This window comes from Rhizobacter sp. P2_D12, from assembly GCF_056404395.1.
This window is the reverse complement of the sequence record NZ_JBFUEB010000013.1, coordinates 23,614-49,317: the sequence shown is the minus strand read 5'-3', so window position 1 is coordinate 49,317 and position 25,704 is coordinate 23,614. Positions and strand designations below refer to the sequence as shown.

Genomic DNA, 25,704 nt, shown 5'->3' with positions numbered 1-25,704 from the left:
GCCATGGGCGCGCAGTGGAAGGCAAAGCACAAGGACCTGGCCGCCAACGCCAAGGGACGCTTGTTCGGCAAGCTGGCCAAGGACATCATGATCGCCGCCCGTGGCGGTGCCGACCCGGCCGCGAACTCGCGGCTGCGGCTGGTGGTGGAACAGGCGCGCAAGGTGTCGATGCCCAAGGACACGCTGGACCGTGCCATCAAGAAGGGGGCCGGCCTCACCGGCGAGGCGGTGCACTTCGAGCACGCCATCTACGAGGGCTTCGCGCCGCACCGCGTGCCGGTGATGGTGGAATGCCTGACCGACAACGTGAACCGCGCCGCGTCCGAGATGCGCGTGCTGTTCCGCAAGGGGCAGCTGGGCACGTCGGGTTCGGTGTCCTGGGACTTCGATCACCTCGGCATGATCGAGGCCGAGCCGGCGGTGGCCGGAGCCGATCCCGAACTGGCGGCGATCGAGGCGGGTGCGCAGGATTTCGAAGCGGCCGACGAAGGCGCCACGCTGTTCCTCACCGACCCGGCCGATCTCGACCTGGTGAGCCGTGCGCTGCAGGCGCAGGGCTTCAACGTGCTGTCGGCAAAGCTCGGCTACAAGGCGAAGAATCCCATCGATCCGGCCAGCCTCGGCAGCGAGCAGCTGGAGGAGGTGGAAGCCTTCCTGGCTGCGCTCGATGCGGGCGACGACGTGCAGAACGTCTACGCGGGGCTGCAGGGCTGAGCCGGCCCGATGCGCCACCCGGACGAGGCTGACCTGCTGGCGCGTGCCCGCGCCGGGGATCCTGCCGCCTTCGACCGGCTGGCCGCGCGGCACCGGCGCGAGTTGCGCGCCCACTGCTACCGGATGCTGGGGTCGCCGCACGATGCCGACGACGCCTTGCAGGAGTCGCTGCTGGCCGCCTGGCGCGGGCTGGCCGCGTTCGAAGGCCGCAGCTCGCTGCGCACCTGGCTGTACCAGGTGACCACCCATGCCTGCCTGCGCTTCATCGCGCAACGGCCGAAGCGCATGCTGTCGCCCGATCACGGGCCGGCCTTCGAGCAGACGGCCGAGCTGGGCCAGCCGGTGCTCGAGCCGGTGTGGCTGGAGCCGTGGCCGGACGAGGACGTGGCGCACGACGCCGGCGGCGGCGACCCGGCGGCCGGGCTGCAGCGGCGCGAGACGGTGGCGCTGGCGTTCATCGCGGCGCTGCAGCACCTGCCCGGCACGCAGCGTGCGGTGCTGATCCTGCGCGAGGTGCTGGAGTTCTCGGCCGCCGAGGTGGCCGAGATCGTCGACACGACGGTGGCGTCGGTCAACAGCGCCCTGCAGCGCGCGCAGAAGACGATGCGCGAACGGGCGCCGGCCGCCGGTGAGCCGGCTGCGCCGGCCCACGAGGGCATGCAGGAGCTGTTGCACGCCTTCGTGGCGGCCTGGGAAAGCCGCGACATCGGCGCGTTGGTCAGCCTGCTGGCCGAGGATGCCCGCTTCACGATGCCGCCGTTGCCGGCGTGGTTCGACGGGCGCGACAACGTGGCCCGGTTCTTTGCCGAGCGGGTGTTCCAGGCGCCGTGGCGGCTGCGGCCGATCCGGGCCAACGGGCAGGCCGGGTTCGCGTGCTACATGCAGGCACCGGGCGATGACCGCTACCGCCTGGGCGCGGTCAACCTGCTGAGCGTGCGCGACGGGCGGATCGCGGCGATCTCCGCGTTCCTGGACCGGGCCGTGTTCGACCTCTTCGGGCTCGTGCCGGAACTGCCTGCGTAAAAAAAATGCCGCGGACCGATGAGTTCGCGGTCCACCCCGTCTCTACATGCCGGACGGGCCTCGAATGTCTCGGTGCCCGGTTCGACAACACGAGGTGGACCATGGCCAAGCTGATCGTCAGCAACATCATTTCCCTGGACGGCTTTTGTGCGGGGCCGGGCGGCAACCCGATGGCGCTGCCGATGGATGGCGCGTTCAACGCGTACAACGCGCAGCGGCTGCGTTCGGCCGGCACCTTGCTGCTGGGCCGCACGACCTTCGAGATGTTCCGCGGCTTCTGGCCGGGGATGGAAGACAACCCGGCCGCCGAGCCGGTGGTGCAGGAGACCGCGCGGCTGAACCGCGCGATCGACAAGCTGGTGGTCAGCGACTCGCTGGCCCTCGAGCCGGGATCGCCGTGGGGGGATGCGCGCGTGCTGCGCCGCGCCGCCGTGCGCGAGGCCATCGCCCGGCTGAAAGCCGTCGACGGCCCGGACATCCTGGTCTTCGGCAGCCGGACGATGTGGAACGGGCTGCTGGCGTTGGGCCTGGTCGACGAGCTGCACCTGATGGTGGGCAACGTGGTGCTCGGAGGTGGGGTGCCGGCGTTCAGTCCGCAGAGCGCACCGGCGTCATTGCGGCTGGTCGGCGAGCGGCGCTGGGAGGACTCGCACAACGTGCTGCTGCAGTACGCCTGCGCCGTGCGCGCTGCTGGCCAGGCGTGAGCAGATGGGGTCAAATGCCGCCCCTGTGCGACGCTGCGTGCCTGCCCGCGAATCCATGTTGCCGCTGAAGTGAACCATGCCGCTGCCGAATCACATCAACCCCGATCACTTCCTCGACCTGGACCGAGAGCAATCCATCTCCCGGGAAGAGGGCATGGCGGCGTGGGAGCAGGCTTACGCGCGGCTGGGCGCGGCGCTGCATGCGCTGGGTGAATCGGCAACGCTCTATGTCGTGTTCGGCTTGCAGGGCGGCGGCAAGAGCACCTGGGTCGCCGGCAATGCGCCGCGCCTGGGTGATCGGGCTGTCTTTTTCGATGGACCCTTGCCCTCGCGCCGCCACCGCCAGCGTGCGCTGGCCATCGCGTCTGAAGTGGGTTGCCGAGCGGTGGCAGTGTGGGTGAACACGCCGCTCGCGGTGGCCCAGGACCGCAACGCAACCCGCAGCGGCCTGGCTCGCATCCGGGACGAGACGCTGATGCATGTCTACCAGAGCCTGGAGCCGCCGTCGCTCGACGAAGGGTTCAGCGAGATCCTCGAGGTCGTCCCTCGATCGCCATGAGCGCGCGGGTCCGGAAGTGATACCCGTCACGCTTTGCCGCCGGGCGTGCAGTCGTTCGATCAAGCCGCGCCGCTGACAGGCCGATAAGCCCGTTGCCCCGGTCCGTTCCCGGACTCGGGCGCCATCAGCAAAGGGCCGCGGCACATGGATCGGATCAAGCAGTCTTTGATCGTCGCGGCACTCGTCGCGCTCGCCGCATGCGGCGGCAGTGGAGGGGGTGGGGGAGGTGGCAGCAACACCCCCCCGACCGGCGGCAACTCGCTGGGCAATGCCCCCGCCACGAGCACCGTGAGCGGCATCRTCGCCGACAAGAACGGCACCCCGGTCCAGGGCATCGTGGTCACCGTGTTCCACCACAACGACCACACGATCCGGACCGTCACCACCGATGCGAACGGCCGCTACGCGGTCGCGGGCTTGAGCGCCGGCGTCAATGCCGACTACGCGGTCTACGCCGAGAAGGCCGGGTTCGCGTTCTATCCCGCCATCAGCGACCCGGCGGGCGCGGTCACGAAGATGGACTTCAACGGCCTGTACCGCACCGTGATCCGCTTCACGACCTTGCCCACGCACGACGTGGCCAGTGCCGACTTCATCGCCTCGCGCGCCGGCGACCGCATGGCCAGCCTGCCGCGAACCGGGCAGCTGACGAGCTTTGCCGCCGGCGACGACGTCGCTGCCGGCCAAGGCGTGGCGTGGCCCGGCACCCGGTTCATCGACAACGCCGACGGCAGCGTGYGCGACCAGCTCACCGGATTGACCTGGCTGAAGAACGCCGGCTGCTTTGCCGCGACGGACTGGCCGTCGGCATTGGCGTCCGCCGCGCAACTGGCCAGCGGTGCCTGCGGCCTGAACGACGGCTCCACCGCCGGGCAATGGCGCATGCCGAACGCGAACGAACTGGAAAGCCTGGTGGACGTCTCGCAAGTCAACCCGGCGGTGTCCGCTGGCAGCCCCTTCACCGGCATCGACACCAGCCACGCGTACTGGACCTCGACCACCTACATGGCGCTGTCGACCAACGCGATGGCGATCCGCTTCACCGACGGACGCTGGATCAACGGTGCCAACGCGGCCGATGGCGGTTTCAGCAACGTCAAGGCGACGTCGGCGAATGCCCTGTGGGCGGTGCGCTCGGGCCCGGCCGGTGCCGTGCAACTGCTGGCCACCGGCGTGTATGCCGGCATCGGCGGCGGATCCTTCGGTGTTGGCGACGACGCCAGCCTGCAGATCGGTGCCGCGCTGACCTCGCCGCGCTTCATCGACAACGGCGACGGCACGCTGGCCGACACCGTGACGGGCCTGACCTGGCTGAAGAAGGCCGATTGCATCCAGCAGGGATGGGTGGGCGCGCTGGCCGCGGTCAACGGCCTGGCGAGCGGCCAATGCGGATTGAGCGATGGCTCCAGCGCCGGCCAGTGGCGCCTGCCCAACCGCAACGAGATGTTGAGCCTGTCGGACCGCGCGCCGACCTTCGCGCAGGCCGCGTACCTGAACGGCCAGTACCAGGCCAGCAACGCCGTCACCGGCCCGGCGGTCTTCGAGAACTTCGTGGTCTCGGACTACTACTGGAGTTCGACGACGACGGCGGGCGACACCGGCGAAGCCTGGACGATCTACAGCTGCGACTTCGGCGTCTACAACCTGCCGAAGACCGAGCTGAGGTACGCGCTGGCGGTGCGTTAGGCCCTAGCCGAGCTCGGCCACCAGGTGGTCGGCCAACTGCCGCAGCGGGCCGGTCATCGAGACCGCGTGGGCGGTCAGCGCCAGCTCGCTGTGCGGCAGCGCCGGCAGGCCGGCGGCAGCATCGAGCACGCGGTGATCCGGCAGCAAGGCCGTGGTGGGCAGCACGCTGATGCCCAACCCGGCCGACACCGCCGCCTGGATGCCCGTCAGGCTGTGGCTGCCGAAGGCCTGGCGCCAGGGCCGGCCGGCTGTCGAGCAGGCGCACCGCCCGCAGCCGGTAGATGCAGCCGGGCGGAAACAGCACCAGCGGCAGCGGCCCGTCTTCGGGCTCGAAGCCCGCACCGGCGGCCCACACCAGCGTCTCGGGCCAGGCCGCAATGCAATCGCCGCTGCCGGGCTCGCGCTTCAGCAGCGCGATGTCGATCTCGCCGCCGGCCAGCCGGCGCTGCAGCTCGCTGCTCATGCCGCTGACGGTCTCGAGCCGCAGATCGGGCCGCTGGCGATTGAAGCCGGCCAGCATCGCCGCCATGCGCCCTGCGTCGAAATCCTCCGGAACGCCCAGGCGCAGCGCGGGTTGTGCGGCCGTGCCGGCCATCGCCTCTTCGGCCTCTTGCGCCATCGCCAGCAGGCGACGCGCGTAGTGGGTCAGCAACTCGCCGTGCGCGGTCGGCTGGGCCTGCTTGCCGCTGCGGTCGCGCTGCAGCAGCGGGCGGCCGACGCGCTCTTCGAGCTTGAGGATCTGCTGGCTCACCGTCGACTGCGTGCGGTGCACCCGCTCGGCACCGCGCGTGAAGCTGCCTTCCTCGACGACGCAAACCAGGGTTTTGAGGAGTTCGAGATCGAGCATTGGCATATTCTGTTGGCAACTATCTTCGATCTGAAGATTTAATTTTCAAATGATCCAGGGTTTGAGCATGCTTCGCCCATGACGCCGCAACACACCCCCCGCCCGCGCTGGCTGACCTTCGATTGCTACGGCACCTTGATCCAATGGGATGAGGGGCTGCAGGCGGCGGTGCGCCAACTGCTGGCCGCCAAGGGCGCGGCCGGCACGACGCCCGAGCGCCTGATCGAGGTGTACGACCGCCATGAACACGCGCTGGAGCAGACGCCGCCGCACCGCAGCTTCCGCACGGTGGCCGGCGAAGGCCTGCGGCTCGCGCTGATCGAACTGGGCCTGCCCTCGGCGCCGGGCGATGTCGAGCTGCTGACGGGCCGCATCGGCGCGATGCCGCCGTTCCCCGAGGTGGTCGAGGCGCTGCGTGCGCTGAAGGCTGCGGGCCACCGGCTGGCCATCGTCTCCAACACCGACGACGACATCATTGCCGGCAACGTGGCGCAGCTCGGCGGCTTGATCGACCGCGTGATCACCGCCCAGCAGGCCGGCGCCTACAAGCCGGATCGCCGGCTGTTCGACCATGCCCACGCGCAGCTGGGCGTGCGGCCGGACGAGGTGGTCCACATCTGCGCCAGCCCGCACCTCGACCACGCGGCGGCGCGCGACGTCGGCTTTCGCTGCGTGTGGGTCGACCGGGGCACCGGGCGCCGCCTGCTGCCCGGCTACGTGCCCGATGCGACGGTGCCCGACCTGCAGCAGGTGGTGGCGCTTTTCGCGACACTGGGCTGGTTGCAGCAAGGAGGCTGAGATGGCGCATACCCTGGAACCGCTGGTGTCGGCGGTGCGGCCCGAGCGGGGCGGTCTTTCGCTGGACAGCGATGCGGTGATGCAGGCGCGGATCGAACTGGCGGCCTGCTTCCGTGCCGCTGCGCAGCAGGGCTTCGAGGAGGGGATCTGCAACCACTTCTCTGCGATGCTGCCGGGGCGCGACGACCTGTTCCTGGTCAACCCCTACGGCTTCGCGTTCAGCGAGATCACGGCTGCGCGGCTGCTGGTCTGCGATTTCGACGGTCACGTGGTCGCGGGCGAAGGCCAACCGGAGGCGACGGCCTTCTTCATCCATGCACGGCTGCACCGGGCACGGCCGTCGCTGCGTGCCGCCTTCCACACCCACATGCCGAACGCCACCGCGCTGGGCATGCTGGAAGGCCCGCCGCTGCTGTGGGCCGGCCAGACGGCCTTGAAGTTCTACGGCCGCACCGCGGTCGACGAGGACTACAACGGCCTGGCACTCGACGTGGACGAGGGCGACCGCATCGCCGCGGCGCTGGGACAGGCCGACGTGCTGTTCCTGAAGAACCACGGCGTGATGGTGACGGGCCCGAGCATCGCCGAGGCCTGGGACGACCTCTACTACCTGGAGCGCGCGGCCGAGGTGCAGCTGAAGGCCATGGGCACCGGCCGGCCGATCAAGCCGATCGCACCGGAGGTGGCGCAGCGCAGCCACGCGCAGATGCGTGCCGGCGATGCGCAAAGCGCGCGGGCGCACATGGACAGCCTGCTGCGCAGGTGGCGCCGGGACGTCGTTGCGACCGTTCAGTCCTGAGGCTCGCCGAAGGCCGCGAAGAACGCGTCGACGAAGTGCTGCGAGGCGGTCAGCGTCAGCGTGACGGCATGCCAGTCGCCATCCTCGATGCTCACCTGCAGGTCGTGGTCCCAGTCCAGGCCTTCATCCACCGGCCCATGCGAGTGGGGGAAGCGGCGCCAGGCCCAGTCGAGCACCTGCTGCGCCTCGGCCAGCACCGCGGCATGCTGCGCGGCGTTGGTGGAGGCCGAGGCCTCCAGTGTCGTGATGCCGTCGGTGCTGTCGCTGAGGTCGAAGGTCAGGTATTTCATGTCTTCGCGAGAGTCTGCCGCACTTCCATCAGCGCGAAGCCCAGCAGGTTCAATCCGGGCCACCGATGGGGGCGATCGGCATCGGGATGGTCCGCGGCCAGGCCGATGCCCCAGATGGCATCGACGGGGCTGGCCTCGACCAGGACCCGGTCGCCGGTGTCGAGCAGGAACTGGCCCAGCGCCTTGTTCTGCGAAAACTTCTCGCAGTTGGCGCGCACGACGATCTCGAATCGCTCCCGCAACCAGGTTTCGTCCTTGAATCCCTCGACCATGCGCCCCAGCCGTTTCGCCTGCGCTGGCGTGCTGGCCGACAACACCCGCTCATGGATGGCCTGATCGCCGAAGAGGCGCGCCTTCTCGGCCATCATGAAATGCTCTGCCGTTCTGTAGAGCATCCCGTCCACCGAGAAGCTCGCTGCGTACCACTGGCTGAAGCAGCTTTTCGTCACGCTTGCATCCGCCGACGGTTGATGGCCCCAGAAGAACAGAAACTTGGGCCTGGCCTTCTGGGCCATTCGCTTGGCCAAGGTGGATCGGTCTCTCACGTCCGCGAAGACGCTCATGGCCGCTTCTCCGTGACGCAGGGATTGAAGGGGTAGACCGTTTCGGCCGGACACATCAGCTGTGTCGAGTCGTCGGTCGCGAAGGGGCGCATCGCGCCGACGAATGCGGTCATGTCGATCACCTCCAGCAGGCCCTCTTCCGTCATCGCCCTGAGCGTCCGGCCGCGCAAGCCCAGTTGCAGCGCGCGGCGCGGCAGCCGTGCGCCGCTGGGCGCGTGGTCCGGGTCCCACTGCAGGCGCACGTCCGACGCCGCGACCGCGTCGGCCCATGCTTGCCGCGACGCGAAGGACGAAGCCGCGAACGACGACGGCACGGCCTGCCGCAACACGCTGTCGAAGAACTCGCGCCGCAGCCGCAGGGCCAGCACCATCTCCTGGCCGGGCTTCGTCCCCCACCCGCAGCGATACATCAGGATGTGCTCGCCCTCGGCCGGCCAGCCTTGCTGCTGCACAAGGCATGGGGCGACCGGGATCGGAGCCTTCGGTTCGGTGGAGCGAAACGCGACGACCGCGTCCCGCTGTGATTTGTTGTCGTTCTTGAGCATGTTGTTGTTCTGAGTTTGGTTGTACAGTACAACCATTCAAGGTTGCACAATACAACTCAGAAGCGCGAAACGCAATGTCCCCATCGATAGCCAAGCCGAAGCCGCCTTCGTTCCGTCTGCCTTTCACCACGGTCGACGTCGTCATCTTCACGGTGTTGGGCGATGCCCTGCGCGTGTTGCTGGTGCAGCGGCCGCACGACAGCGAGGAACCTTTCCCCGGCGCGTGGGCGCTGCCCGGCGGCTTCGTCGACGTCGATCGCGACAAGGACCTCGAGGCCTGTGCGCGGCGCAAGCTGCTCGACAAGACCGCCGTCATCAGCCCGTACCTGGAGCAACTCGGCAGCTGGGGGGGGGCGAAGCGCGACCCGCGCGGCTGGTCGGCCACCCACGTCTACTTCGCGCTGATCCCGGGCGAAGGGCTGCGGCTTGCCAAGGGCGCCAATGCGGCCGAGGTCGGCTGGTTCGCGGTGGACGAGGTGCTGGGCAGCCGCGACGCGCTGGCTTTCGACCACACCGGGATCCTGCGCACCGCCGTCGAGCGGCTGCGCAGCAAGGTGGAATACACGTCACTGCCGGCCTTCCTGCTCGCCGAGCCGTTCACGCTGCCGCAACTGCAGAAGACCTACGAGATCGTGCTGGGCCGCGCGGTCGACAAGAGCGGCTTCCGCACCCGCATGCTGTCGGCCGGCTTCCTGGACGAGACAGGCAGCGTGGCCGGCGACATGCAGCGCGCGGCCATGGGGTATCGCCTGCGAGAACGCGGTGCGCCGGTGGTGTTCCCGCGCACCTTCAGCCCTCGCGGCTGAAGGCTTTCATCGATCCAGGGAGAAACAGGGATGGGCAGAACAACACGCGCCGCCATCGCGGCCGAGACCTTGGCGATCCTCGAAGCGGGCGGCTACGCGCTGCCGGACGGCACCCGGGTGTCCGTGGCCGAGGCCAGCGAGCGCTGCTGCAACGCCACGCGCCTGTGGGAGGGCCCCGAGTTGCAGGCCTTGCTGGCCGAGGTGAAGGCCAAGCCGCTGTCCGCGCAGGCAGCGCTGGTCGAGGTGCGCAACGAAACCACGCTCGAAGGCATTGCGAGGCTGGGCAAGGTGAGCGATGGGCCGGTGCTGGCGCTCAACTTCGCATCCGCGATGAAGCCCGGTGGCGGCTTCATCGACGGCGCCCAATCGCAAGAAGAATCGCTGGCCCGCAGCTCGGGCCTGCATCCGTCGCTGATGCGCGCCTGGCCCTACTACGAGCGGCACCGGGCGCTGGTGTCGGCGCTGTACACCGACACGATGATCCTGTCGCCTGCCTGCCCGGTCTTCCGCGACGACGACGGTGCGCTGGCCGAGCGGCCCGCCCTCGTGAGCTTCATCACCAGCCCGGCGCCGAACGCCGGCGTGATCCAGCGCGCGTACCCGCATGAGCTGCCGCTGATCCCCGCCACGATGCGGCGCCGGGCCGAGTACGTGCTGGCACTTGCAGCGGCCAGCGGCCACTCCCACCTTGTGCTCGGGGCCTGGGGCTGCGGCGTCTTCCACAACGATCCGGCGATGGTGGCGCAGGTGTTCGCCAGCCTCTTGTTCGATGAAGGATGGGTGCGCCGCTTCGCGCGGGTGAACTTCTCGGTGCTCGACCTGTCGCCCGGCCTCCACATCCATCGGGCGTTCATGGATCGCTTGGACAGGAAGGATTCGGCAACGCGCGACCACGCTGCGGCAGAATGAGTGCCGATGCGCATCCGTCCTTGGTTTCTTGTATTCGCCTTGCTGCTGCAGGCATGCGGTGTTCCGCTGTCGTCGGAGGAGTTCGACAAGACGCCGGAGGGCCAGTACCTCAAGGCGACTGTGAACCGACTCGTTGCGCACGACTACGCATTCATCGAGTCGCAGATGGACGAGCGGGTGAACCAACCGGATGCTCGACAGGTGCTGGAGCGCCTCGCCGGGGCGGTTCCGGCAGGGACGCCGGTCAAGCTCGAGCCTGTCGCCTGGAATTTCGCCAAGATCTTCCACACGGCGAAGAGCGATGCCAGTTCACGGACGGCGAACGTCGCCATCGAGTACACCTTCCCCGAATCGCGATGGCTGCTCGCCTCGGCCACGCTGTCGGGCGAACCGGGCAGTTTCCGGATCCTGTCGTTCAACGTTGAACCTTTGCCAGCGCCGTTGGCCGAACTGCACGCGTTCACGTTCAAAGGCAAGAGCGTTCTTCACGCCGTGTTTCTGCTGTTGACCGTGTCCGCGTTCGGCATCAGTGTCTTTGCCTTTGTCCGCTGCATTCGCACACCAGGCATCAAGCGCAAATGGCTGTGGGCGATCTTCACCCTGGTTGGCATTTGCGCGTTCTCGATCAACTGGTCGAATGGCACAGTCGCTGTCAACCCGTTGAACTTCAATCTTCTCAGCGCCGCTTTCTTGCGCAATGGCTGGTTGGGGCCGTGGGTGATCACCTTTTGCATTCCTGTCGGGGCATTGGTTTTCCTTTGGAAATTCCGTGTGCAAAGGGAGCTGGTGCAACGCTGAACCACGGGGTGGATGACGCGCGGGCTGACGCAGAATGCAGGCCGGCATTCCCGCTCGATCAAGAAGAATCCATGCGCCTGAAGCTTCCGCTGTTGCTGCTGTCCATCGCCACCCTCGTGGGCTGCGCCTACCCGAAGACCATCCGCCAGTACGACGACGAGTGCCAGATCATCGCCAAGAAGATGGTGCTGGACCTGAAGGACGCCGATCACGACACGAACTGCATCAAGAACGACTGCGTGGCCCTGCTGGTGGGCCAAGCCGCGATTCTGGCGGCGTCGACCGTGGTGTCGGGCAGCATCGTCGTTGCGGGCAACGTCGTCTACTGGCTGCAGAAGCGGCGGGACTGCAAGCCCAGGCAAGGGGTGCCGGACGCGGCCGCACCCACTACCTGATCCACCTCGGGAACCTGGCATGTACGTCCTCTCACGGCGCCCGGTGGGTGGGTCTTGAATGGACCTGCTGCTGGGGGCGGCTTACTTCCTGGGCCTGTTCGCGCTCGCCATCCTGACGGCGCTGATCCGGCCGGGTTGGCTGTACGTGGCTGCGGTTCTCGGCTACCTCGTGGGCCTGATGGTGCTGACCAGCTGGACCGTCAGCCAGGAGGATGGGCCGGTCGGGTTCGCGGTCCTGGCCATGCACTCGCTGATGTTCTGGGTGGCCTTGATTGCCAACGCCGTGAAGTGGACGAGGATTCTCTGGCGAGCCTTGGGCATACTTCGCCCGTCAAACAACTCTGGATCCCCATGACGTTTCGCCTCTCGACCGTCTGCAGCGCAGTGTTGATCGGTCATCTGCATCTCCTGGCCATCGCCCAGACCGAGCCCGCGGTGCCTGCGACTCCCGCGGCTGCCGCATCGAGCGTGGACACGGCGGCTTCTGCACCCGTGGCGCCGGCGACCGGCAAGGTCGTCCCGAAGCTGACGCTCAAGTGGGACTGCGGCGACTGCGAGCACAACGAGAAGGTGCTGCCGCTGATCGACGAGGAGTATGCGAAAGAGGCCCAGGCCAAGGGCTACGCGGTCTCGGCCACCGAATCGGCGGAACTCAGCATCGTGGAGTATCGCCAGCGCAAACCCGGCATGCGCGTCGTGTTCGGCCTCTTCGCCGGCAAAGACATCCTCAAGACGCGCATCCAGTTTCGCGGCAAGGAGTACGTGGCCGAGGACTACTCGGCCAACATGCTGTTCGGCATGAACAGCCTGTGCAAGGCCGTCGGCCAGAAGGCCGTCGAGCAGCTTGGCCCGGTCGCCGCGGCGCAGTAGCCCGGCAGACCGCATGCGCTTCCTCCTTGCCCTGCTGCCGGCCCTGGCGCTTGCCCCGGTGCTCGCGGCGGCACCCGACCTGCTGGTGCCTGACCTGGAGCAGCGCCTGGCCCAGGGCGGGGTGGAGGCGGTCAACGCCTACCTGGCGGGGCAGGGAGCGCCGGCCCTGGCCGCGCTGAACCAGAAGACCGCCGGTTGCGAGCTGCAGGCGGTCAGCCTGTCGATGCGCCTGGGCCGCGGCACCCAGGCGCGCGCCGTGCAGGCGCACCGCGAGGCGCTGCGCACGGCCGTCGGCCTGTGCACGGCCTTCGTGCTCGACCTGGCCACGCCGGAGGAAGTCCCCAGGTACTGCATGTCGGTCGCGGCCTGGAGCGTCACGCAGACGGCGCGCGAACTGCGGCGCCGCATGGCCGCCATCGAAGCGGACGAGGCCTTGCGCACCAGCCCGAAGGGCAAGGCTTGCCATGCGGCCTACCACCACGAACTGCACAACACGCGCATCGTGCTGAAGAGCCAGCCCCGCTGAGGCAGGCGGCGTTTCCCGAAGATTGAGGATGCGGCGTGGCGGCGCCCGGGTTGAAATCGCCGGTTCCCCCAACCACCGACACCCCGCATGCACACCCTCGTGGTCGCCCTGCTCGCAGAACTGCTCTGCGTCACCTTCTCCCAGGCCCTCGCGGCCGACGTGGCCCGCGGCCCCGGTCATCCCGCCAACGAAGCCCCCAGCTTCACCGAAGTGCGCCGCGCCGTGCACGCGGGCAGCAGCGTCACGCTGACGCCCTACGTCGAGGACGCGGATCGCGGGGGCCACCTGCGCTTCGAACTGCTCTCCGCGCCGGCCGGCGGTTCGGCCTCGGTCACCGCGGACGGCAGGCGCCTGCTGTATGCCGCACCGGCCGCATCCGGCGTGGACAGCTTCGCGTACCGCGCCAGGGAGCATCGCGGCCCCGGTGTCGATGGCCTGGCCCGGATGGTGATCTACGACGACGCCACGCTGTCCACCTGCAAGCAGGACAGCACGGTCACGCCGGCCGGCATGCTGGACACGCGCACCAAGTCCAACGGCTGCGCGTTCTATGGCCAGACCACCACGCGCGTCGCGGCCGACGGCACGCCGGTGACGATGGACTACTTCGTCAACTGGCCGTCCACCGGCCAGGCACCGAAGGCGGTGGTGGTGCTGATCGGCGGCGGCGATTTCAACATGGCCATCCGCGGCAACCTGGACACCGGCGCGGGCGACGTCACCGGCGGTGCCAACAACTTCGTCGTGCGCACGGCGCAGCTGGTGGCCGACGCGGGCTACCTGACGGTGGCGCTGGACCGGCCGGTGCCGGCGCCGCTGCCGCCGCCGGGATCGGTCGACCCCAACACCGCGGCCGACCTGTACCGCACCTCGGTCGACCACGCGGTCGACATCCTCGGCGTGCTGAAGACCCTCAACGTGCACCACCTGCCGGTGTTCCTGGCCGGCACCAGCCGCGGTGCGCTCTCGGTGGTGGCGCAGAACCGCATCGCCACCGGCATCGCGACGTCCAGCTCGGTCACCGTCGACCGCGCCGACAACGGCCGCCGCCTGTACGTGGGCCGGCCCGACACGCCCAACCTGCTGCCGCAGTACGTGCAGCGGCCCACCCTCGTGCTGTGGCATGGCGAGGATGGCTGCTTCGCGTCGCAGCCGGCAGGATCCCGTGCGCTGTACGACAGCCTGGTGGCGGCGGGCGTCGACGCGTCCTTCGACATCGCCAGCGGCGGCGTGCGGGTCACGGTGCCGGGCAATGGCGTGTCGCCCGACGTCTGCGGGCCGCTCAATTTCCACGGCTACATGGGCATCGAGAACACCGTGATCGGGCGCGTCACCGCGTGGTTCGACGCGCGCGTGGCCGCACTGGGGCACAACAGGGGGCCACAGGCGGAGTTTGCCGAGGTCAGCACGGCCGCCGGAGCGCCGAAGCGCATCCATCTGGGCCAACTGGCGCACGACAGGGACTGGCGCGGGCTCTCGTACGCCTTGCCCGGGTCGGCCACGAGCTTGGGTGGCCAGGCCGTGCTGGCGGATCGCACCGTCACCTACACGCCGCCGCCCGGCGTGAGCAGCGGAACGGACTACTTCGTCTACGTGGTCACCGATGGACGCGGCGGCGTGGGATCCGCGGTGGTGACGGTCCGCATCGAGCCGTAGTTCAGCATTCGTGAGGCCAGGTCATGAATCAAGTGCCACTGGTTCGCTTCACGCAATGACCCGGCGCTCCTACGATCCGTTCACACCTCCGCTGAATGGACGAAACATGATCATCCTCACGAACACCCGCCGCGATTTCCTGCGCCTGGGCGCCGGCGCGCTGGCAGGCACTGCTGCGCTGGCAGGGCTGCCGGCGCGCGCTGCCGATCCGAAATCCCGCCGCGTGCCGCCGGGTCGCTTCAAGGCCATCGACGATGCGCTGGCCCAGGGCGTGGCCGGTGGCACGGTCGCTGCCGCCGTCGGGCTGGCGGCCGACGCACAGGGTGTCTTCTACGAAGGCGCCTGCGGCAAGCGCGACCTGAACCGCCCGGAGGGCGTCGACCCCGACACCGTCTTCTGGCTGCTGTCGATGACGAAGGCGATCACCGCTGCCGCCTGCATGCAACTCGTCGAGCAAGGCCGGGTCGGGCTGGACGAGCCGGCCAGCAAGGTGTTGCCCGAACTCGCATCGCCCCAGGTGCTGGAAGGTTTCGACGACCGCGGCAAGCCGATCCTGCGGCCGGCGAAGCGCGCGATCACGCTGCGCCACCTGTTGACGCACACCTCGGGCTACACCTATGCGAACTGGAGCGACAAGCTGCCGCAGTACGAGAAGGCGACCGGCCTGCCCGACATCGCGTACAGCCTGAACGCTGCGTTTGCGGCACCGCTGGAATTCGACCCCGGCGAACGCTGGCAGTACGGTATCGGCATGGACGTGGTCGGCAAGCTGATCGAAGCGGTCAGCGGCCAGTCGCTCGAGATCTATTTCAAGGACCACCTGTTCGGGCCGCTGGGCATGGCCAACACCGGCTTCCTGATCAATGGCGCGCAGAAGCGGCGCACGGCGACGACCTACCAGCGCCAGGGCGATGGCTCGCTCAGGCCGATGCCCTTCGAGATGAACCAGCGTCCCGAGTTCTTCTCGGGCGGCGGCGGGCTCTTCGGCACGCCGCGCGACTACATGGCCTTCCTCCAGATGCTGCTGAAGGACGGCGCGCACGGCGGTGCGCGCGTGCTGAAACCCGAGACCGTGGCGCTGATGCGCCGCAATGCGATCGGCGAGCTGAACGTGAATCCGCTCAAGTCATCCGCGCCCGTGTGGTCGCGCGATGCGGACCTCTTCCCGGGCATGAGGCAGAAGTGGGGGTTGTCGTTCGACATCAATCCCGAGCCCGGCCCCAACGGCCGCAGCGCCGGCAGCTTCGCATGGGCCGGCCTGCTCAACTGCCACTACTGGGTCGACCCGGTCAAGCAGGTGACCGGTGCGCTGTTCACGCAACTGCTGCCGTTCTACGACGCACGCGTGGTCGACCTCTTTGGAGCGTTCGAACGCGGCGTGTACGCCGGTGTGGCCCAGGGCTGAGCCCACCGGCGCAGGCTTCAGGCGTGCGGCATCCGCTCGAACGCCTGCAACGACGGATCGATGGTGTCCCACGCCAGCCCGCGCACCCGGTAGGTGAGCACCTGCGGCGCGAAGCGGCCCGGCTCGTCGAGGCTGGCCGCCGGGACTGCGATCAGCTCGGGCATCGCGGCAAAGCGCAGGTAGACCGGCGTTCCGCAGGTCGGGCAGAAGGCATGGACCTTCCGGTTGCCGCTGTCGCCCGCGACCTCCCAGTGCGTGGCCTGGCCGGTGATCGCCATCTCGGCCTGCGCGGGAAAGGTCAGCCACGAGCCGTGCCCGGTGCCGCTGCGCCGCTGGCAGTCGCGGCACTGGCAGTGGTTCTGGAAGACGGGTGCGTGCCGGGTCGCGTAGCGGACGGCGCCGCACGCGCATCCGCCGGTGTAGGGCGGGGTCATGGGTTGGGTCATGGGCGGCTCCCGGTTCAGGCCGACTTCGGCTTGGCGAAGACGTCGATGCCCTGTCCCGTCTCGAGCAGGGATTTCAGGCTCGACAGCACGATCGGCCAGCCCTGCTGGATGCCCTTGGCCATCCCGCTGCCGGCCTCGAGCTCGTCGTGCGTGACGGTCAGCCGCACCATCTCTTCGTACGGCGCGACGTCGAAGCTCACGCGGCTGTAGCTGGCCGGATCGGCGGCCTGCGCGGGATCGGCCCAGGTGATGACCAGGCGCGTCGGCGGCGAGACCTCGACCACCTTGCCGACCAGCTGCACCTTGCGCTCCGCGTTGGCGCGCACGTGCTGCCACGGCGACCCGGGCTGCCAGTCGGAGACGTTCTCGTGGCCCCAGTAGCGCCGCGCGACCTCGGGCTTCGTGATGGCCTCGAACACCTTCTCCGGCGTCGAGCGGATGTAGGTCACGTAGACGAAGCTCGTCTTCTCTTTGCTCATCATGTCTCTCCTTCGAGTGGGCTCGGTTGCAGAGATGATAGGCAAGTAAATGCCTGCATGTCAAGCCGCCCTGCGGAGAATGGCAGCACCAACCATCGGGCACAGATCAGTCCTTGACGCGTTCTCACGCGCCCGGTTGCGCCTGCAGCGAGCCGGCCGACGGCAATGCCTGCTGCAGCACCGCGGCCACGTCCAGGATGCCCGTGCCGAACGCTCCCGCGTTCCACCCGGCCGGCACGCGAGCGCACGCCCTCGCCACCGCGCGGAAGGCTTCGACGCGTTGCCAGGGCTGCGGGTAAGCGGCATCCAATGCGGCCGCATGGTGGGCGAGCCACAGGGCGGCCGCGCCCGACGTGATGGCGGTGGCATACGAGGTGCCATCACCGCCGCCGGTGTATTCGTAGCGCGGCCCGTAGCGCGTCGAGGCGCGGCGGATGCCGTCCGCATAGCTGCTGAAGTCGGTCTCGGGGCCGTAGCTGCTGCCGGACCACGGCACGTCGGCCTGCGTGACGCCGCCGACGGCGAGGGTGCGCGCGAGCCTGGCCGGGGCCACCACCGGGTTCACGATGTTGCCCGCGGCGCACACCATGATGACGCCGGCATCGTAGGCCTCGTCGATGGCCTCGCGCAGTTCGTCGACCACCGCCGACAGGAAGACGCCGAGGCTGACGTTGATGACCTTCACCTGCGCCGTGCCGACCAGGTGGCGCACCGCGTCCCTGAACTCGCGCTGCCGGTGGTTGATCCACACGCTGTCGGTGATGCGGGCGGGCACCAGCGGCACCTTCGGCGCGACACCGTAGAACGCGCCGCCGGCGGCGCCCGGGGCATGGCCGCAGATCGTGGCCCCGATGCGGGTGCCGTGGCCGCCCGACACGCCGGTGAGCGTGTCGCGGCCACCACCGGGCTCGTCGACGAACACGCTGGTTTCGCCGGCCGGCGGGGGCGAGATGAAGGTCTTCGCCTGGGCCTGGTCGATCCAGCTGGCGCCCGGGAAACCGAACGCCGGGTGCTCGGTGTACCCGGTGTCGATCTGCCCGACCTTGACGGTACCCCACGCGATCGCGTCGGGCCCGCCGAGCAGGGCCCAGGCGGCCGGCACGCGGGATTGCTGCAGGTGCCAGTCGAGTGCCGCGCCGGCGGGGCGCGGCGTGACGGTGCGGGGCGGCAGCTGGGCCACGTCGCGCAGGGCGACCAGGCTGGCCGAGGTCTCGTCGTCGATGGGGTCGATGCGCGTGACGCCCAGCACCGTGAGCAGCGGGCCGGTGCCGATGTTGGCGTAGTCGGTCTCGATCGCGCGCAGGATCGGCGCGCGCAGCACGGCCTGCGTCGGTCCGGTGGGCCACAGGTGCGCGTCCAGCCCGGGCAGGTAGTGGCGCAGCTGGGCCTCGACGGCGGCGACCGAGCGGCCGTCGGTGGTGAGCAGGTAGTTGTTCATGGCATCCCTGAGCGTGTCGATGCAGGGTACTTGTCCACGGACGAACCGGGATCCTCAACGTGGAGGAGAACCCGGCCCCACGTCGGCCAACGCGCCATGCCCGCCGGCCTCGAGACGTCGATGCCGAAGAGGCTCAGCGCGAAGCCGGGGCGTCGCGCAGCAGCCCGAGGCGATTCAAGCTTTCCGCCGTGGCCACGATCGCCTCTTCGCGCGGGCGCGGCGACCACCCGAGCAGGCGGATGGCCTTCGCGCTGGTGGCGTTGAGGTTCAAGCCCAGCAGCGGCACGGCGCCTCTCAAGGCTGGGTCCTTCAACGCCCCCAGCCGCACCACCCAGTTGGGCAGCACGCGCGTCGAGACCTTGTCGGCGAGCGGCCCCAAGCGGGCCTTCAGCACCTTTGCCACCTCGGCCATCCACATGCTCTCGCCCGCAATGGCCAGGAAGCGCTGGCCCTTGGCGGCCGCGTGCGTCATGGCGCGCAGGTGCAGGTCGGCCACATCCCGGACATCGACAAAGCCGGAGTTGATCTTGGGTGCGCCGGGCTGGCCCGCCAGCATGTTCTTGATGAGGCGGATGGAATGCGAGTAGTCGGCCCCGAGCACCGGGCCCAGCACCGTCACCGGGTTGACCGCGGAGAGCTCCATGCCGCGCCCTTCGCGGGCGATGAAGTCCCACGCCGCCTGTTCAGACAAGGTCTTGGACCGTTGGTAGGCCCAGATGTTCTTGCTCGCGAGGTCGCTCCAGTCGTCGTCGTTGAACGGCCGATCCATGGGGCCATGGCCTGCGCAGATGGCGCCGAAGGCCGAGGTCAGCACGACGCGCCCGACGCCCGCATCCCGGGCCGCGCGCAGCACCCGCAGGTTGCCGTCGACCGCGGGCCGGATCCAATCCTCTTCGCTCGCCTGCCGGCCGGACGGCGTCGGCGAAGCGCCGTGCACCACGTAGCGGCAGTCGGCGGCAGCCTCGGCCCAACCCTGATCCGAACCGAGGTCGGCGGCGACGAATGTGAGGCGATCTCCAGGGTCCGTTCCACCCACGTGGAGGTGGTGGCGGACCTCGGCCTCGCGGGCCAGGGACCGCACCGTGGTGCGCACGCGGTAGCCGTTCTTCAGCAGAACCAGGATGCAATGCTGCGCAATGAAACCGGTTCCTCCGGTGACGAGAACTTGGATGTCTTGGGTGCTCATGGGGTCTTCTGCGGAAGTCCGGGGGCGATGGCCTGTTCCAGACGATGGCCGTCACCTTAAGACCCACGATCCGGATTGTTAATGCGCCGGAGTGCGAGTTGCTTGCGCGATAGTTCGGATATGCGCTCAGATCCGTTCTCCGACATCCTCAAGGTCACCCACGCCGAGTCCCTGGTGACCGGCGGCTTCACGGCCGGTGGCCGATGGGCCCTGCGCTTCCCGGTGCCCGAGAAGATCAAGTTCTTCGCGGTCGTGAAAGGATCCTGCTGGGTCGCCATCGACGGCGAGCCCGAACCGGTCCGGTTCGCCAGCGGAGACGTGGGCCTGCTCGCGGCGAAGCGCTCCTTCGTCCTGTCCAGCGAGCCTGGTGTCGAGCCCTTGGATGCGATGAGCGTGTTCTCGGGCGGCAGGAGCCCCGTGGGCCGCATTGGCGAGGGCGACGACTTTGCCTACATCGGCGGCCACGTGCTGCTCGACCAGGCCAGCGGTCGCCTGCTGTCCGACGTGCTGCCGCCGTGGATCCACGTGCCGGCCGCGTCGCCGCAGGCCACGAGCTTTCGTTGGCTGCTCGAGCAGCTGGTGAACGAGCACGCGGCCGATCTGCCGGGGGCCCAGCTGGCGTCGGCGCAACTCGCGCAGCTGCTCTTCATCCAGATCCTGCGCGCCCACCTGCAAACCTCGAGCCCCATGGCGGGATGGCTGCGAGCCTTGAGCGATCCGCGCATTGCGCCTGCTCTGCGGCTGATGCACGGCGACCCCGCGCGATCCTGGCATCTCGAAGAGCTGGCCGAGGCGTGCGCCATGTCCAGAACGACGTTTGCGCTTCGCTTCAGGACGAGCGCGGGTGTGGCGCCGCTGACCTATCTCGCCGAATGGCGCATGCGGCTGGCCGAGCGCAGCCTGCGGAAAGAGAACCAGCCGATCGCCGTGATTGCGCAGTCCCTGGGGTACGGATCGGAGAGCGCCTTCAGCCATGCCTTCAAGCGCATGACCGGACGCTCGCCGAAGGCCTGGCGGGCCGCCGCGATCGGCGATGCCTGAGGGCGGGGGCGGCCGCAATGCCTGCGATGGATACTTTCCACATGTTCCTCAAAGTCGGCGAACTGGCCAGGCGTTCCGGCCTGACCGTGCGCGCCTTGCATCACTACGACAGCATCGGGCTGCTGCGCCCTTCGGGGCGCTCCGAGGGCGGCTATCGCCTGTACAGCCGTGACGATGTTGCGCGACTGCATGGCATCCAGACCCTGCGCCGCATGGGCCTGCCGCTGGGTGATGTGGCGAAGTTGCTGGACGGCGGCGGCGTCACGCTGCCGGCCATCCTCGCGCAGCAGATCGGCGCGCTGGATCGGGAGATCGCCCAGGCCCAGGCGCTGCGTGAGCGGCTCGGCGTCATGCAATTCATCCTCGCGGGCGGCGGCCAGCCCGAGATCGCCGACTGGCTCGCCAGCTTGTCGATGATGAACACGTTCGAGCAGTAGTTCAGCGCTGCCGAGCTCAAGCTCATCTTCGAGCGGTGGAAGCACAGCCAGGCCGAGTGGCCAGCCCTGTTGCAGGCGATCCACGACGCGATGGACCGCGGCGTGCCGCCCGATTCGATCGAATTGCAGCCCCTGGCGCGGCGATGGATGGACGTGTCGGCGCGTTGGGCCCATGGCGACGTCGCGCTCCTGACGCGCTGGGGCAGCATGTTGCGCGAGCAGCCGGGTCTGCCGCTGCCCACCGGGATGGATCGAGCATTGTTGGCGTACATCGACCAGGCGATTCAGCTGCGGCTGGCCGTGCTTGCCAAGTACATCAGCACGGACGAGCTGCAGCGCCTGGACACGACGCTGGATCCGCACTGGCGGGCGCTCAGCGAGCGTGTCGAGCGCTTGATGGCCGATGGCGTGCTGCCGGATTCCGCGCAGGCGCGCCAGCTGGCGCGCGAATGGCGGGGTCTGCAGGACCGCATGGTGCGACACGACGATGCCTTGCGCGCCAAGCTGCTTGCGGCCTACGAGAACGAGCCGCTGATTCGAGCTGGCACGGTCTTCACGTTGGAAACCATGCGCTACATGGAGCGGGCTGCAGCCGCTTGACCCTCACGCTGCGTGAGGGTGGACGATGGAGCCTCTGACCCCAGGAGGTTCCGATGTCCACCTTGCCGACCCACATCGTTCGCCAGGGCGAGCCGAGCCGCTCGGCGCTGGCAGTGGCCTCGTTGCGCGCCGTGCACCAGTTGCTCGACGAGCCGCTGGTCTTCCCGGACCGGATTGCGCTGCCTTTGCTGGGCGCGCCCGCCGAGGCCGCGCTGCGGGACGACCCGTTCGCGCTGAACGATCCGATGTCACGGGGTCTTCGCGCCGCACTGGTCGCGCGCAGCCGCTTCGTCGAGGATGAACTCTCGCGCTGCGTCTCGGCGGGCGTGCGCCAGTACGTCGTCCTGGGCGCGGGGCTCGACACCTTTGCGTACCGCAGTCCGCACCGCGATGAGGGCCTGGCGGTGTTCGAGGTGGACCATCCCGGCACGCAGCGCTGGAAACAGCGCCTGTTGGCCGAGGCCGGCATCGTCGTGCCTGCGTCGCTGACGTTCGTGCCGTCGGACTTCGAGCGCGACGACCTGGGCGACGCGTTGCAGCAGTCGGGCTTTCGGGCCGATCAGGCAGCATGCATCGGCTGGATGGGCGTGACCATGTACCTGACGGTCGACGCGGTGCTGAGGACACTCGATACGGTGGCGGGCTTTGCCGTGGGCAGCTGCCTGTGCTTCGACTACCGCGTCCCGGCGACGATGCTCGATCCGATCGAGCGCGTGGTCAACGAAGCCCTCGAGCGGCGGGTTGCCGCGGTCGGCGAACCGTGGCTGTCGACCTTCGATCCGCTGCAGTTGCGCAGCCACTTGCTCGCGCTGGGTTTCAGTTCCGCAGAGAGTGCCGCGCCGGAAGATCTGAACCGGCGCTACTTCGCGCGGCGCAAGGACGGGTTGCGCACGGGAGGTGGTGTGCGCATCATGTGCGCGAACAGGTGAGGCCCTGCTATGGTGGGGATTTCGCAAACTTGCAACGCTTCCAGGAATCCCGATGCTGCTTTCCACCACCCGACGAGGAGCCCTGCTTGCAATGTCGCTGATGGCCACCCTTTCCGCATTCTTCAGTTCAAAGGCCCGCTCGGGGGGCGGCGTTGTCGCCATCACATCGACAAGCCCAGATGTCTTGGTCGAGCTGAGTGAACAAGCGAGCCTTGGCCGCGCCTTTGTGCGTCGTTACGTCGGCGAGAAGGCGTCCTATACGGGCGTCGAGATTGACGAAGCGATCGTTGCATGGCGCTCGTCTGCCGATCCAGCGAAGGAGTCCGCCGAGCTCGTGGTAGAGCGGGTCGGCGCATTTTTTGGCGCCTGTCTCAATGACAAGCTCGCGCTGGAATGGGCGGTCTATCGCGATGCACGCGGCAACGATCTTTGCGTCGTTCACAAGAGCTCGTCGGTCTTCGGCTTCCCGCACTCGGCGATCTACAAGGCGGCGGTGCAGGGCAGAGCGGGGGCGTTGGCCGGCGTGGAAGCTGCGTTGGCCGGACAAATCGCCGAAGCGGCCAAGGACCAGCGGGTCATGTCAAGGTGAAGGCGTTGGAAAGGTGCCCCATGGCAAAGATCGTCCATCCCTTCTACGAGTCGCATCGCGGTGCCATGGAGGCCGCCATGAACCATCGCCTCGACCTGGCCGAACCGATGTTGCGCGAGCGTGCGCATCTGTCCGACATGGATGCGCTGCGGCGGCAGGTGATGGACGAGTTCGAGACCGTGCTCGCCCAGATGCCCTATGTCGGTGGCACGGCGAGTCGCATGAGCGATTTCTTCATGCGCCTGATGGGCTTCATGGCCATCAGCCGGGTGCTCCGGCGACACGGCGTACCGCTGTCCGTGATCGGCGACATCGAGCGGGAGACCTACAAGGCGCAATTGCTCACCGTGCCCGATGCCGAACGTCTCGCCTCGGGGCGCGAGTTCATGTCGGTGGAGAACCAGGCCTTGCTGCGCGAGCAGGCTGCCCTGAGCGCCACCGAAAGCCATCGGAACGAGTTTCCGGAAGATTTCGTCTACGATTTCGTCGAGCCGGGGCCGGGTGACAACTTTGAATTCGGCATCGACTACAAGGCTTGCGGGTTCTGCAAGTTCGCGGCCCGGCATGGCGACACGGAAGTCTTGCCGAACATCTGCGGCCTCGATTTCGACGCCTATGCCACGCGTGGCATTCGCCTGGAACGGACGCAGACCCTGGCCGGCGGCGCGAGCCACTGCAATTTCCGATTCTCGCAACTCCCCCCGAACATGAACAAGGACACAAGATGAAATTCCGCTTCTGGTTGGCTCTCGGCGCGGGCGTGCTGCTCTCGCTTTCGGCAGCGGCCCAGGAAGTCACGCTGACGCGGCTCGATTGCGGCACCGGGACCAACGACCCGAGGCGCTTCAGCGACACCTTTGCCTACAGCGAGACGACGAAGCCCTTCACCTTCAGCTGCTACGTCATCCGCCACGGCTCGGACGTCATGGTCTGGGACACGGGATACCTGCCCGGCTCCGTCCCGAGTGCGACCAACAAGCCCCTGGCCGATCTGCTGAAGCAGATCAACGTCAACCCCGAAGACGTGAAGTACGTCGGCATCAGCCATTTCCACGCCGACCACACCGGCCAGCTGGGCCCACTGAAGAATGCGACGCTGCTGATCGGCAAGGGCGATTGGGACGGCATCAATGCCACGCCGCCGATGGCCAGCGCGAACGTGAAGGGGTTCGCCGAGTGGATCGCCGAGAAGCGCAAGGTCGAGCCGCTGAGCGCGGACAAGGACGTGTTCGACGATGGCACCGTCATGATGCTGCGCGCTCCGGGCCACACGCCGGGGCACAGCATCCTGCTCGTGCGTCTGAAGGAGATGGGGCCCGTGATCCTGAGCGGCGATGCCGTGCACTTCCACGAGAACTACGAGCACGACGGGGTGCCGGGGTTCAACTACGACCGCGCGCAGACCCTGGCGTCGATCCAGCGCGTCAAGCAGATCGCGAAGAACCTGAAGGCGACGGTCATCATCCAGCACGATCCGCGCGACATCGGCAAGCTGCCCGCCTTCCCGGCTTCGGCGAAGTGAGTCGATTCCGCTTGGGGTAGAGGCCCATGACAGGGGCCTTTCGTCGTCCGAGTCGCCGGTAGGCGGCCATTGACCTGCATCAACGGTGCCTCAGGACTGCATTGACTTTCCAACCGTGGGCAGGTTCAGGATGCATGCATCAACACCGAAAGGAGTTCGCGATGCTCACCTACCGAGTCGACGACATGACCTGCGGCCACTGCGTCAGCGCCATCACGAAGGCCGTCCGCGCAACCGACCCCGCCGCGAAGGTTCAAGCGGATCTGGCGCAGCACCTGGTTCACATCGAACCCGCCGGATCGGACGCCGATGCCCTGCGCGATGCGATCACCGGAGCCGGCTACACGCCGGTCACGGTGCAGGCCGGCGACCAGCGCGTCGCGGTGCGCTCCGCGGGATGCTGCTGCGGCAGCGGCGCGTCGTCGTGCAGCGCTTGAGGCCATCAAGCCCCTGCCGGCGTCGAACAGCGATCCTGGCCCACACCCCCTCCGGAGACCTCCATGCGCACCATCCTCTTGATCGCGGCGGCCACCGCACTCGCGACCGCCGCCCATGCCCAGCAAGCGCAGGACCACGCGACGCACCATCCTGATGGCGCTTCTGCGCCCGCAGCGGGCATGAAGAAGGGCCCGCCCGCCGCGAAGGCGCCATCGATCCAGGCCAGGGCGGCAGCACCGGCCGCCTCGGGCATGGGCATGGGGGCGGGCATGGCCCCGGGCCAGATGAAGCCGATGCACGAGGAGATGCACAAGCCTGGCGGCATGCACGACCAGATGCATGGCAAGGACGGCAAGATGGCGGGCGGCCCCATGGCCATGCCGCCTGCCTCTGCGGCCAGCCGGTAAGGCCCCATGGACTCGAGATTCACTCTCACGCGCTGGCGGTCGCCGCTGGGCGTCTTCATGCTGGTGGCGGGCGCGGTCGGCGTCTACTACCTGCTCACAGAGCATCTGACGCACTTCACGCAGGCCATTCCGTTCCTGTTCCTGCTGGCCTGCCCGCTGATGCACCTGTTTCACGGGCACGGCCATCACGGCGCCCACCACGATGGCGCATCGAAGGATCCACGACGCTGAAGGCGCTTGACTTTCCCATCTTGGGAAGGAAGAGACTGACCAGCGATCGAGATCGCCATCCTGAAGGA

The 25,704-nt window shown here is 68.3% G+C and carries 33 protein-coding genes and 1 pseudogene; 26 read left to right on the top strand and 8 right to left on the bottom strand.

The features are described 5' to 3' along the window. Nucleotides 1–3: 3 nt before the first annotated feature. The 5 genes from AC1DYN_RS06420 (at nucleotide 4) to AC1DYN_RS06400 (ending at nucleotide 4,686) form a co-directional block, all read left to right on the top strand. Nucleotides 4–714, top strand: coding sequence for a YebC/PmpR family DNA-binding transcriptional regulator (locus AC1DYN_RS06420; RefSeq protein ID WP_477958286.1), 711 nt, complete (start codon nucleotides 4–6; stop codon nucleotides 712–714). A 9-nt stretch (nucleotides 715–723) separates the two neighbouring features. Beyond that, on the top strand, nucleotides 724–1,737 hold the full coding sequence (locus AC1DYN_RS06415; RefSeq protein WP_477958285.1) for an RNA polymerase subunit sigma-70: 1,014 nt from the start codon (nucleotides 724–726) through the stop codon (nucleotides 1,735–1,737). Nucleotides 1,738–1,838: 101 nt separating this feature from the next. After that, complete coding sequence (locus tag AC1DYN_RS06410; RefSeq protein WP_477958284.1) at nucleotides 1,839–2,441, top strand: dihydrofolate reductase family protein; 603 nt, start codon at nucleotides 1,839–1,841, stop codon at nucleotides 2,439–2,441. Between the two features lie 76 nt (nucleotides 2,442–2,517). Beyond that, a complete protein-coding gene (locus tag AC1DYN_RS06405; protein ID WP_477958283.1) occupies nucleotides 2,518–3,000 on the top strand; it encodes a P-loop nucleotide/nucleoside kinase family protein in 483 nt (160 codons plus the stop codon). Nucleotides 3,001–3,144: 144 nt separating this feature from the next. Next, a complete protein-coding gene (locus tag AC1DYN_RS06400; RefSeq protein ID WP_477958282.1) occupies nucleotides 3,145–4,686 on the top strand; it encodes an Lcl domain-containing protein in 1,542 nt (513 codons plus the stop codon). A 3-nt stretch (nucleotides 4,687–4,689) separates the two neighbouring features. On the opposite strand, the pseudogene AC1DYN_RS06395 reads toward AC1DYN_RS06400, so the two are convergent. After that, nucleotides 4,690–5,533 (bottom strand): annotated as a pseudogene (locus tag AC1DYN_RS06395) (LysR substrate-binding domain-containing protein). 78 nt (nucleotides 5,534–5,611) lie between these two features. On the opposite strand from AC1DYN_RS06395, the gene AC1DYN_RS06390 reads away from it, so the two are divergent. Continuing rightward, a complete protein-coding gene (locus tag AC1DYN_RS06390) occupies nucleotides 5,612–6,331 on the top strand; it encodes a haloacid dehalogenase type II (protein ID WP_477958281.1) in 720 nt (239 codons plus the stop codon). Nucleotide 6,332: 1 nt separating this feature from the next. Beyond that, the gene (locus AC1DYN_RS06385) at nucleotides 6,333–7,130 is read left to right on the top strand and encodes an aldolase (protein ID WP_477958280.1); all 798 of its coding nucleotides are present in this window, start codon (nucleotides 6,333–6,335) and stop codon (nucleotides 7,128–7,130) included. Here the strand turns inward: AC1DYN_RS06385 and AC1DYN_RS06380 are convergent. The 3 genes from AC1DYN_RS06380 to AC1DYN_RS06370 are packed head-to-tail and all read right to left on the bottom strand — an operon-like array spanning nucleotide 7,121 to nucleotide 8,528. After that, on the bottom strand, nucleotides 7,121–7,420 hold the full coding sequence (locus AC1DYN_RS06380; protein ID WP_477958279.1) for a hypothetical protein: 300 nt from the start codon (nucleotides 7,418–7,420) through the stop codon (nucleotides 7,121–7,123). The two genes, AC1DYN_RS06385 and AC1DYN_RS06380, sit on opposite strands and share 10 nt — an antisense overlap. Continuing rightward, entirely contained in the window at nucleotides 7,417–7,983 is a 567-nt protein-coding gene (gene ybiA, locus AC1DYN_RS06375; RefSeq protein WP_477958278.1) for a riboflavin biosynthesis intermediates N-glycosidase, read from the bottom strand. The genes AC1DYN_RS06380 and ybiA overlap by 4 nt, the downstream gene beginning before the upstream one ends. After that, complete coding sequence (locus tag AC1DYN_RS06370; RefSeq protein ID WP_477958277.1) at nucleotides 7,980–8,528, bottom strand: DUF4291 family protein; 549 nt, start codon at nucleotides 8,526–8,528, stop codon at nucleotides 7,980–7,982. The genes ybiA and AC1DYN_RS06370 overlap by 4 nt, the downstream gene beginning before the upstream one ends. 74 nt (nucleotides 8,529–8,602) lie before the next feature. Here AC1DYN_RS06370 and AC1DYN_RS06365 point away from each other — a divergent pair, with 74 nt between their 5' ends. The 9 genes from AC1DYN_RS06365 to AC1DYN_RS06325 all read left to right on the top strand — a co-directional run bounded on the left by AC1DYN_RS06365 (nucleotide 8,603) and on the right by AC1DYN_RS06325 (nucleotide 15,893). Further along, complete coding sequence (locus AC1DYN_RS06365; protein WP_477958276.1) at nucleotides 8,603–9,334, top strand: NUDIX hydrolase; 732 nt, start codon at nucleotides 8,603–8,605, stop codon at nucleotides 9,332–9,334. Nucleotides 9,335–9,364: 30 nt separating this feature from the next. After that, nucleotides 9,365–10,243: a TIGR02452 family protein gene (locus AC1DYN_RS06360; RefSeq protein WP_477958275.1), complete on the top strand. Its 879-nt coding sequence runs from the start codon at nucleotides 9,365–9,367 to the stop codon at nucleotides 10,241–10,243. Nucleotides 10,244–10,249: 6 nt separating this feature from the next. Then, nucleotides 10,250–11,041, top strand: coding sequence for a hypothetical protein (locus tag AC1DYN_RS06355; protein ID WP_477958274.1), 792 nt, complete (start codon nucleotides 10,250–10,252; stop codon nucleotides 11,039–11,041). A 71-nt stretch (nucleotides 11,042–11,112) separates the two neighbouring features. Then, a complete protein-coding gene (locus AC1DYN_RS06350) occupies nucleotides 11,113–11,436 on the top strand; it encodes a hypothetical protein (protein WP_477958273.1) in 324 nt (107 codons plus the stop codon). Between the two features lie 58 nt (nucleotides 11,437–11,494). Further along, nucleotides 11,495–11,791 (top strand): hypothetical protein, encoded by a 297-nt coding sequence (locus AC1DYN_RS06345; RefSeq protein ID WP_477958272.1) that lies wholly within the window; start codon nucleotides 11,495–11,497, stop codon nucleotides 11,789–11,791. Further along, on the top strand, nucleotides 11,788–12,306 hold the full coding sequence (locus AC1DYN_RS06340; RefSeq protein WP_477958271.1) for a hypothetical protein: 519 nt from the start codon (nucleotides 11,788–11,790) through the stop codon (nucleotides 12,304–12,306). The genes AC1DYN_RS06345 and AC1DYN_RS06340 overlap by 4 nt, the downstream gene beginning before the upstream one ends. Before the next feature lie 13 nt (nucleotides 12,307–12,319). Beyond that, nucleotides 12,320–12,832 (top strand): hypothetical protein, encoded by a 513-nt coding sequence (locus tag AC1DYN_RS06335; RefSeq protein WP_477958270.1) that lies wholly within the window; start codon nucleotides 12,320–12,322, stop codon nucleotides 12,830–12,832. An 87-nt stretch (nucleotides 12,833–12,919) separates the two neighbouring features. Next, entirely contained in the window at nucleotides 12,920–14,488 is a 1,569-nt protein-coding gene (locus tag AC1DYN_RS06330) for an Ig-like domain-containing protein (protein WP_477958269.1), read from the top strand. A gap of 106 nt (nucleotides 14,489–14,594) precedes the next feature. Beyond that, entirely contained in the window at nucleotides 14,595–15,893 is a 1,299-nt protein-coding gene (locus tag AC1DYN_RS06325; RefSeq protein WP_477958268.1) for a serine hydrolase domain-containing protein, read from the top strand. 17 nt (nucleotides 15,894–15,910) lie between these two features. Here AC1DYN_RS06325 and AC1DYN_RS06320 read toward each other — a convergent pair whose 3' ends face one another. The 4 genes from AC1DYN_RS06320 to AC1DYN_RS06305 all read right to left on the bottom strand — a co-directional run bounded on the left by AC1DYN_RS06320 (nucleotide 15,911) and on the right by AC1DYN_RS06305 (nucleotide 19,442). Beyond that, a complete protein-coding gene (locus AC1DYN_RS06320) occupies nucleotides 15,911–16,339 on the bottom strand; it encodes a GFA family protein (RefSeq protein WP_477958267.1) in 429 nt (142 codons plus the stop codon). 14 nt (nucleotides 16,340–16,353) lie between these two features. After that, on the bottom strand, nucleotides 16,354–16,818 hold the full coding sequence (locus tag AC1DYN_RS06315) for an SRPBCC family protein (RefSeq protein WP_477958266.1): 465 nt from the start codon (nucleotides 16,816–16,818) through the stop codon (nucleotides 16,354–16,356). Nucleotides 16,819–16,942: 124 nt separating this feature from the next. Further along, the gene (locus AC1DYN_RS06310; protein ID WP_477958265.1) at nucleotides 16,943–18,256 is read right to left on the bottom strand and encodes a S8 family peptidase; all 1,314 of its coding nucleotides are present in this window, start codon (nucleotides 18,254–18,256) and stop codon (nucleotides 16,943–16,945) included. A 133-nt stretch (nucleotides 18,257–18,389) separates the two neighbouring features. Beyond that, on the bottom strand, nucleotides 18,390–19,442 hold the full coding sequence (locus tag AC1DYN_RS06305) for an SDR family oxidoreductase (RefSeq protein ID WP_477958264.1): 1,053 nt from the start codon (nucleotides 19,440–19,442) through the stop codon (nucleotides 18,390–18,392). A gap of 81 nt (nucleotides 19,443–19,523) precedes the next feature. Between AC1DYN_RS06305 and AC1DYN_RS06300 the strand changes: the two genes are divergently transcribed. From AC1DYN_RS06300 to AC1DYN_RS06255, 10 genes are all read left to right on the top strand, one after another. Then, nucleotides 19,524–20,483, top strand: a complete 960-nt coding sequence (locus AC1DYN_RS06300) for an AraC family transcriptional regulator (protein WP_477958263.1) — start codon at nucleotides 19,524–19,526, stop codon at nucleotides 20,481–20,483. A gap of 41 nt (nucleotides 20,484–20,524) precedes the next feature. Further along, complete coding sequence (locus tag AC1DYN_RS06295) at nucleotides 20,525–20,920, top strand: MerR family transcriptional regulator (RefSeq protein WP_477958262.1); 396 nt, start codon at nucleotides 20,525–20,527, stop codon at nucleotides 20,918–20,920. 24 nt (nucleotides 20,921–20,944) lie between these two features. Further along, on the top strand, nucleotides 20,945–21,520 hold the full coding sequence (locus AC1DYN_RS06290; RefSeq protein WP_477958325.1) for a TipAS antibiotic-recognition domain-containing protein: 576 nt from the start codon (nucleotides 20,945–20,947) through the stop codon (nucleotides 21,518–21,520). Between the two features lie 53 nt (nucleotides 21,521–21,573). Next, a complete protein-coding gene (locus AC1DYN_RS06285; RefSeq protein ID WP_477958261.1) occupies nucleotides 21,574–22,449 on the top strand; it encodes a class I SAM-dependent methyltransferase in 876 nt (291 codons plus the stop codon). A gap of 52 nt (nucleotides 22,450–22,501) precedes the next feature. Then, on the top strand, nucleotides 22,502–23,038 hold the full coding sequence (locus tag AC1DYN_RS06280; RefSeq protein WP_477958260.1) for a DUF3806 domain-containing protein: 537 nt from the start codon (nucleotides 22,502–22,504) through the stop codon (nucleotides 23,036–23,038). 20 nt (nucleotides 23,039–23,058) lie between these two features. Further along, a complete protein-coding gene (locus AC1DYN_RS06275; RefSeq protein ID WP_477958259.1) occupies nucleotides 23,059–23,766 on the top strand; it encodes an L-2-amino-thiazoline-4-carboxylic acid hydrolase in 708 nt (235 codons plus the stop codon). Next, complete coding sequence (locus AC1DYN_RS06270; protein WP_477958258.1) at nucleotides 23,763–24,560, top strand: N-acyl homoserine lactonase family protein; 798 nt, start codon at nucleotides 23,763–23,765, stop codon at nucleotides 24,558–24,560. Before AC1DYN_RS06275 ends, AC1DYN_RS06270 begins: the two co-directional genes overlap by 4 nt. Before the next feature lie 161 nt (nucleotides 24,561–24,721). Continuing rightward, the gene (locus AC1DYN_RS06265) at nucleotides 24,722–24,997 is read left to right on the top strand and encodes a heavy-metal-associated domain-containing protein (RefSeq protein WP_477958257.1); all 276 of its coding nucleotides are present in this window, start codon (nucleotides 24,722–24,724) and stop codon (nucleotides 24,995–24,997) included. Between the two features lie 63 nt (nucleotides 24,998–25,060). After that, complete coding sequence (locus AC1DYN_RS06260; RefSeq protein ID WP_477958256.1) at nucleotides 25,061–25,405, top strand: hypothetical protein; 345 nt, start codon at nucleotides 25,061–25,063, stop codon at nucleotides 25,403–25,405. Nucleotides 25,406–25,411: 6 nt separating this feature from the next. After that, the gene (locus AC1DYN_RS06255; protein ID WP_477958255.1) at nucleotides 25,412–25,636 is read left to right on the top strand and encodes a DUF2933 domain-containing protein; all 225 of its coding nucleotides are present in this window, start codon (nucleotides 25,412–25,414) and stop codon (nucleotides 25,634–25,636) included. Nucleotides 25,637–25,704 lie beyond the last annotated feature (68 nt).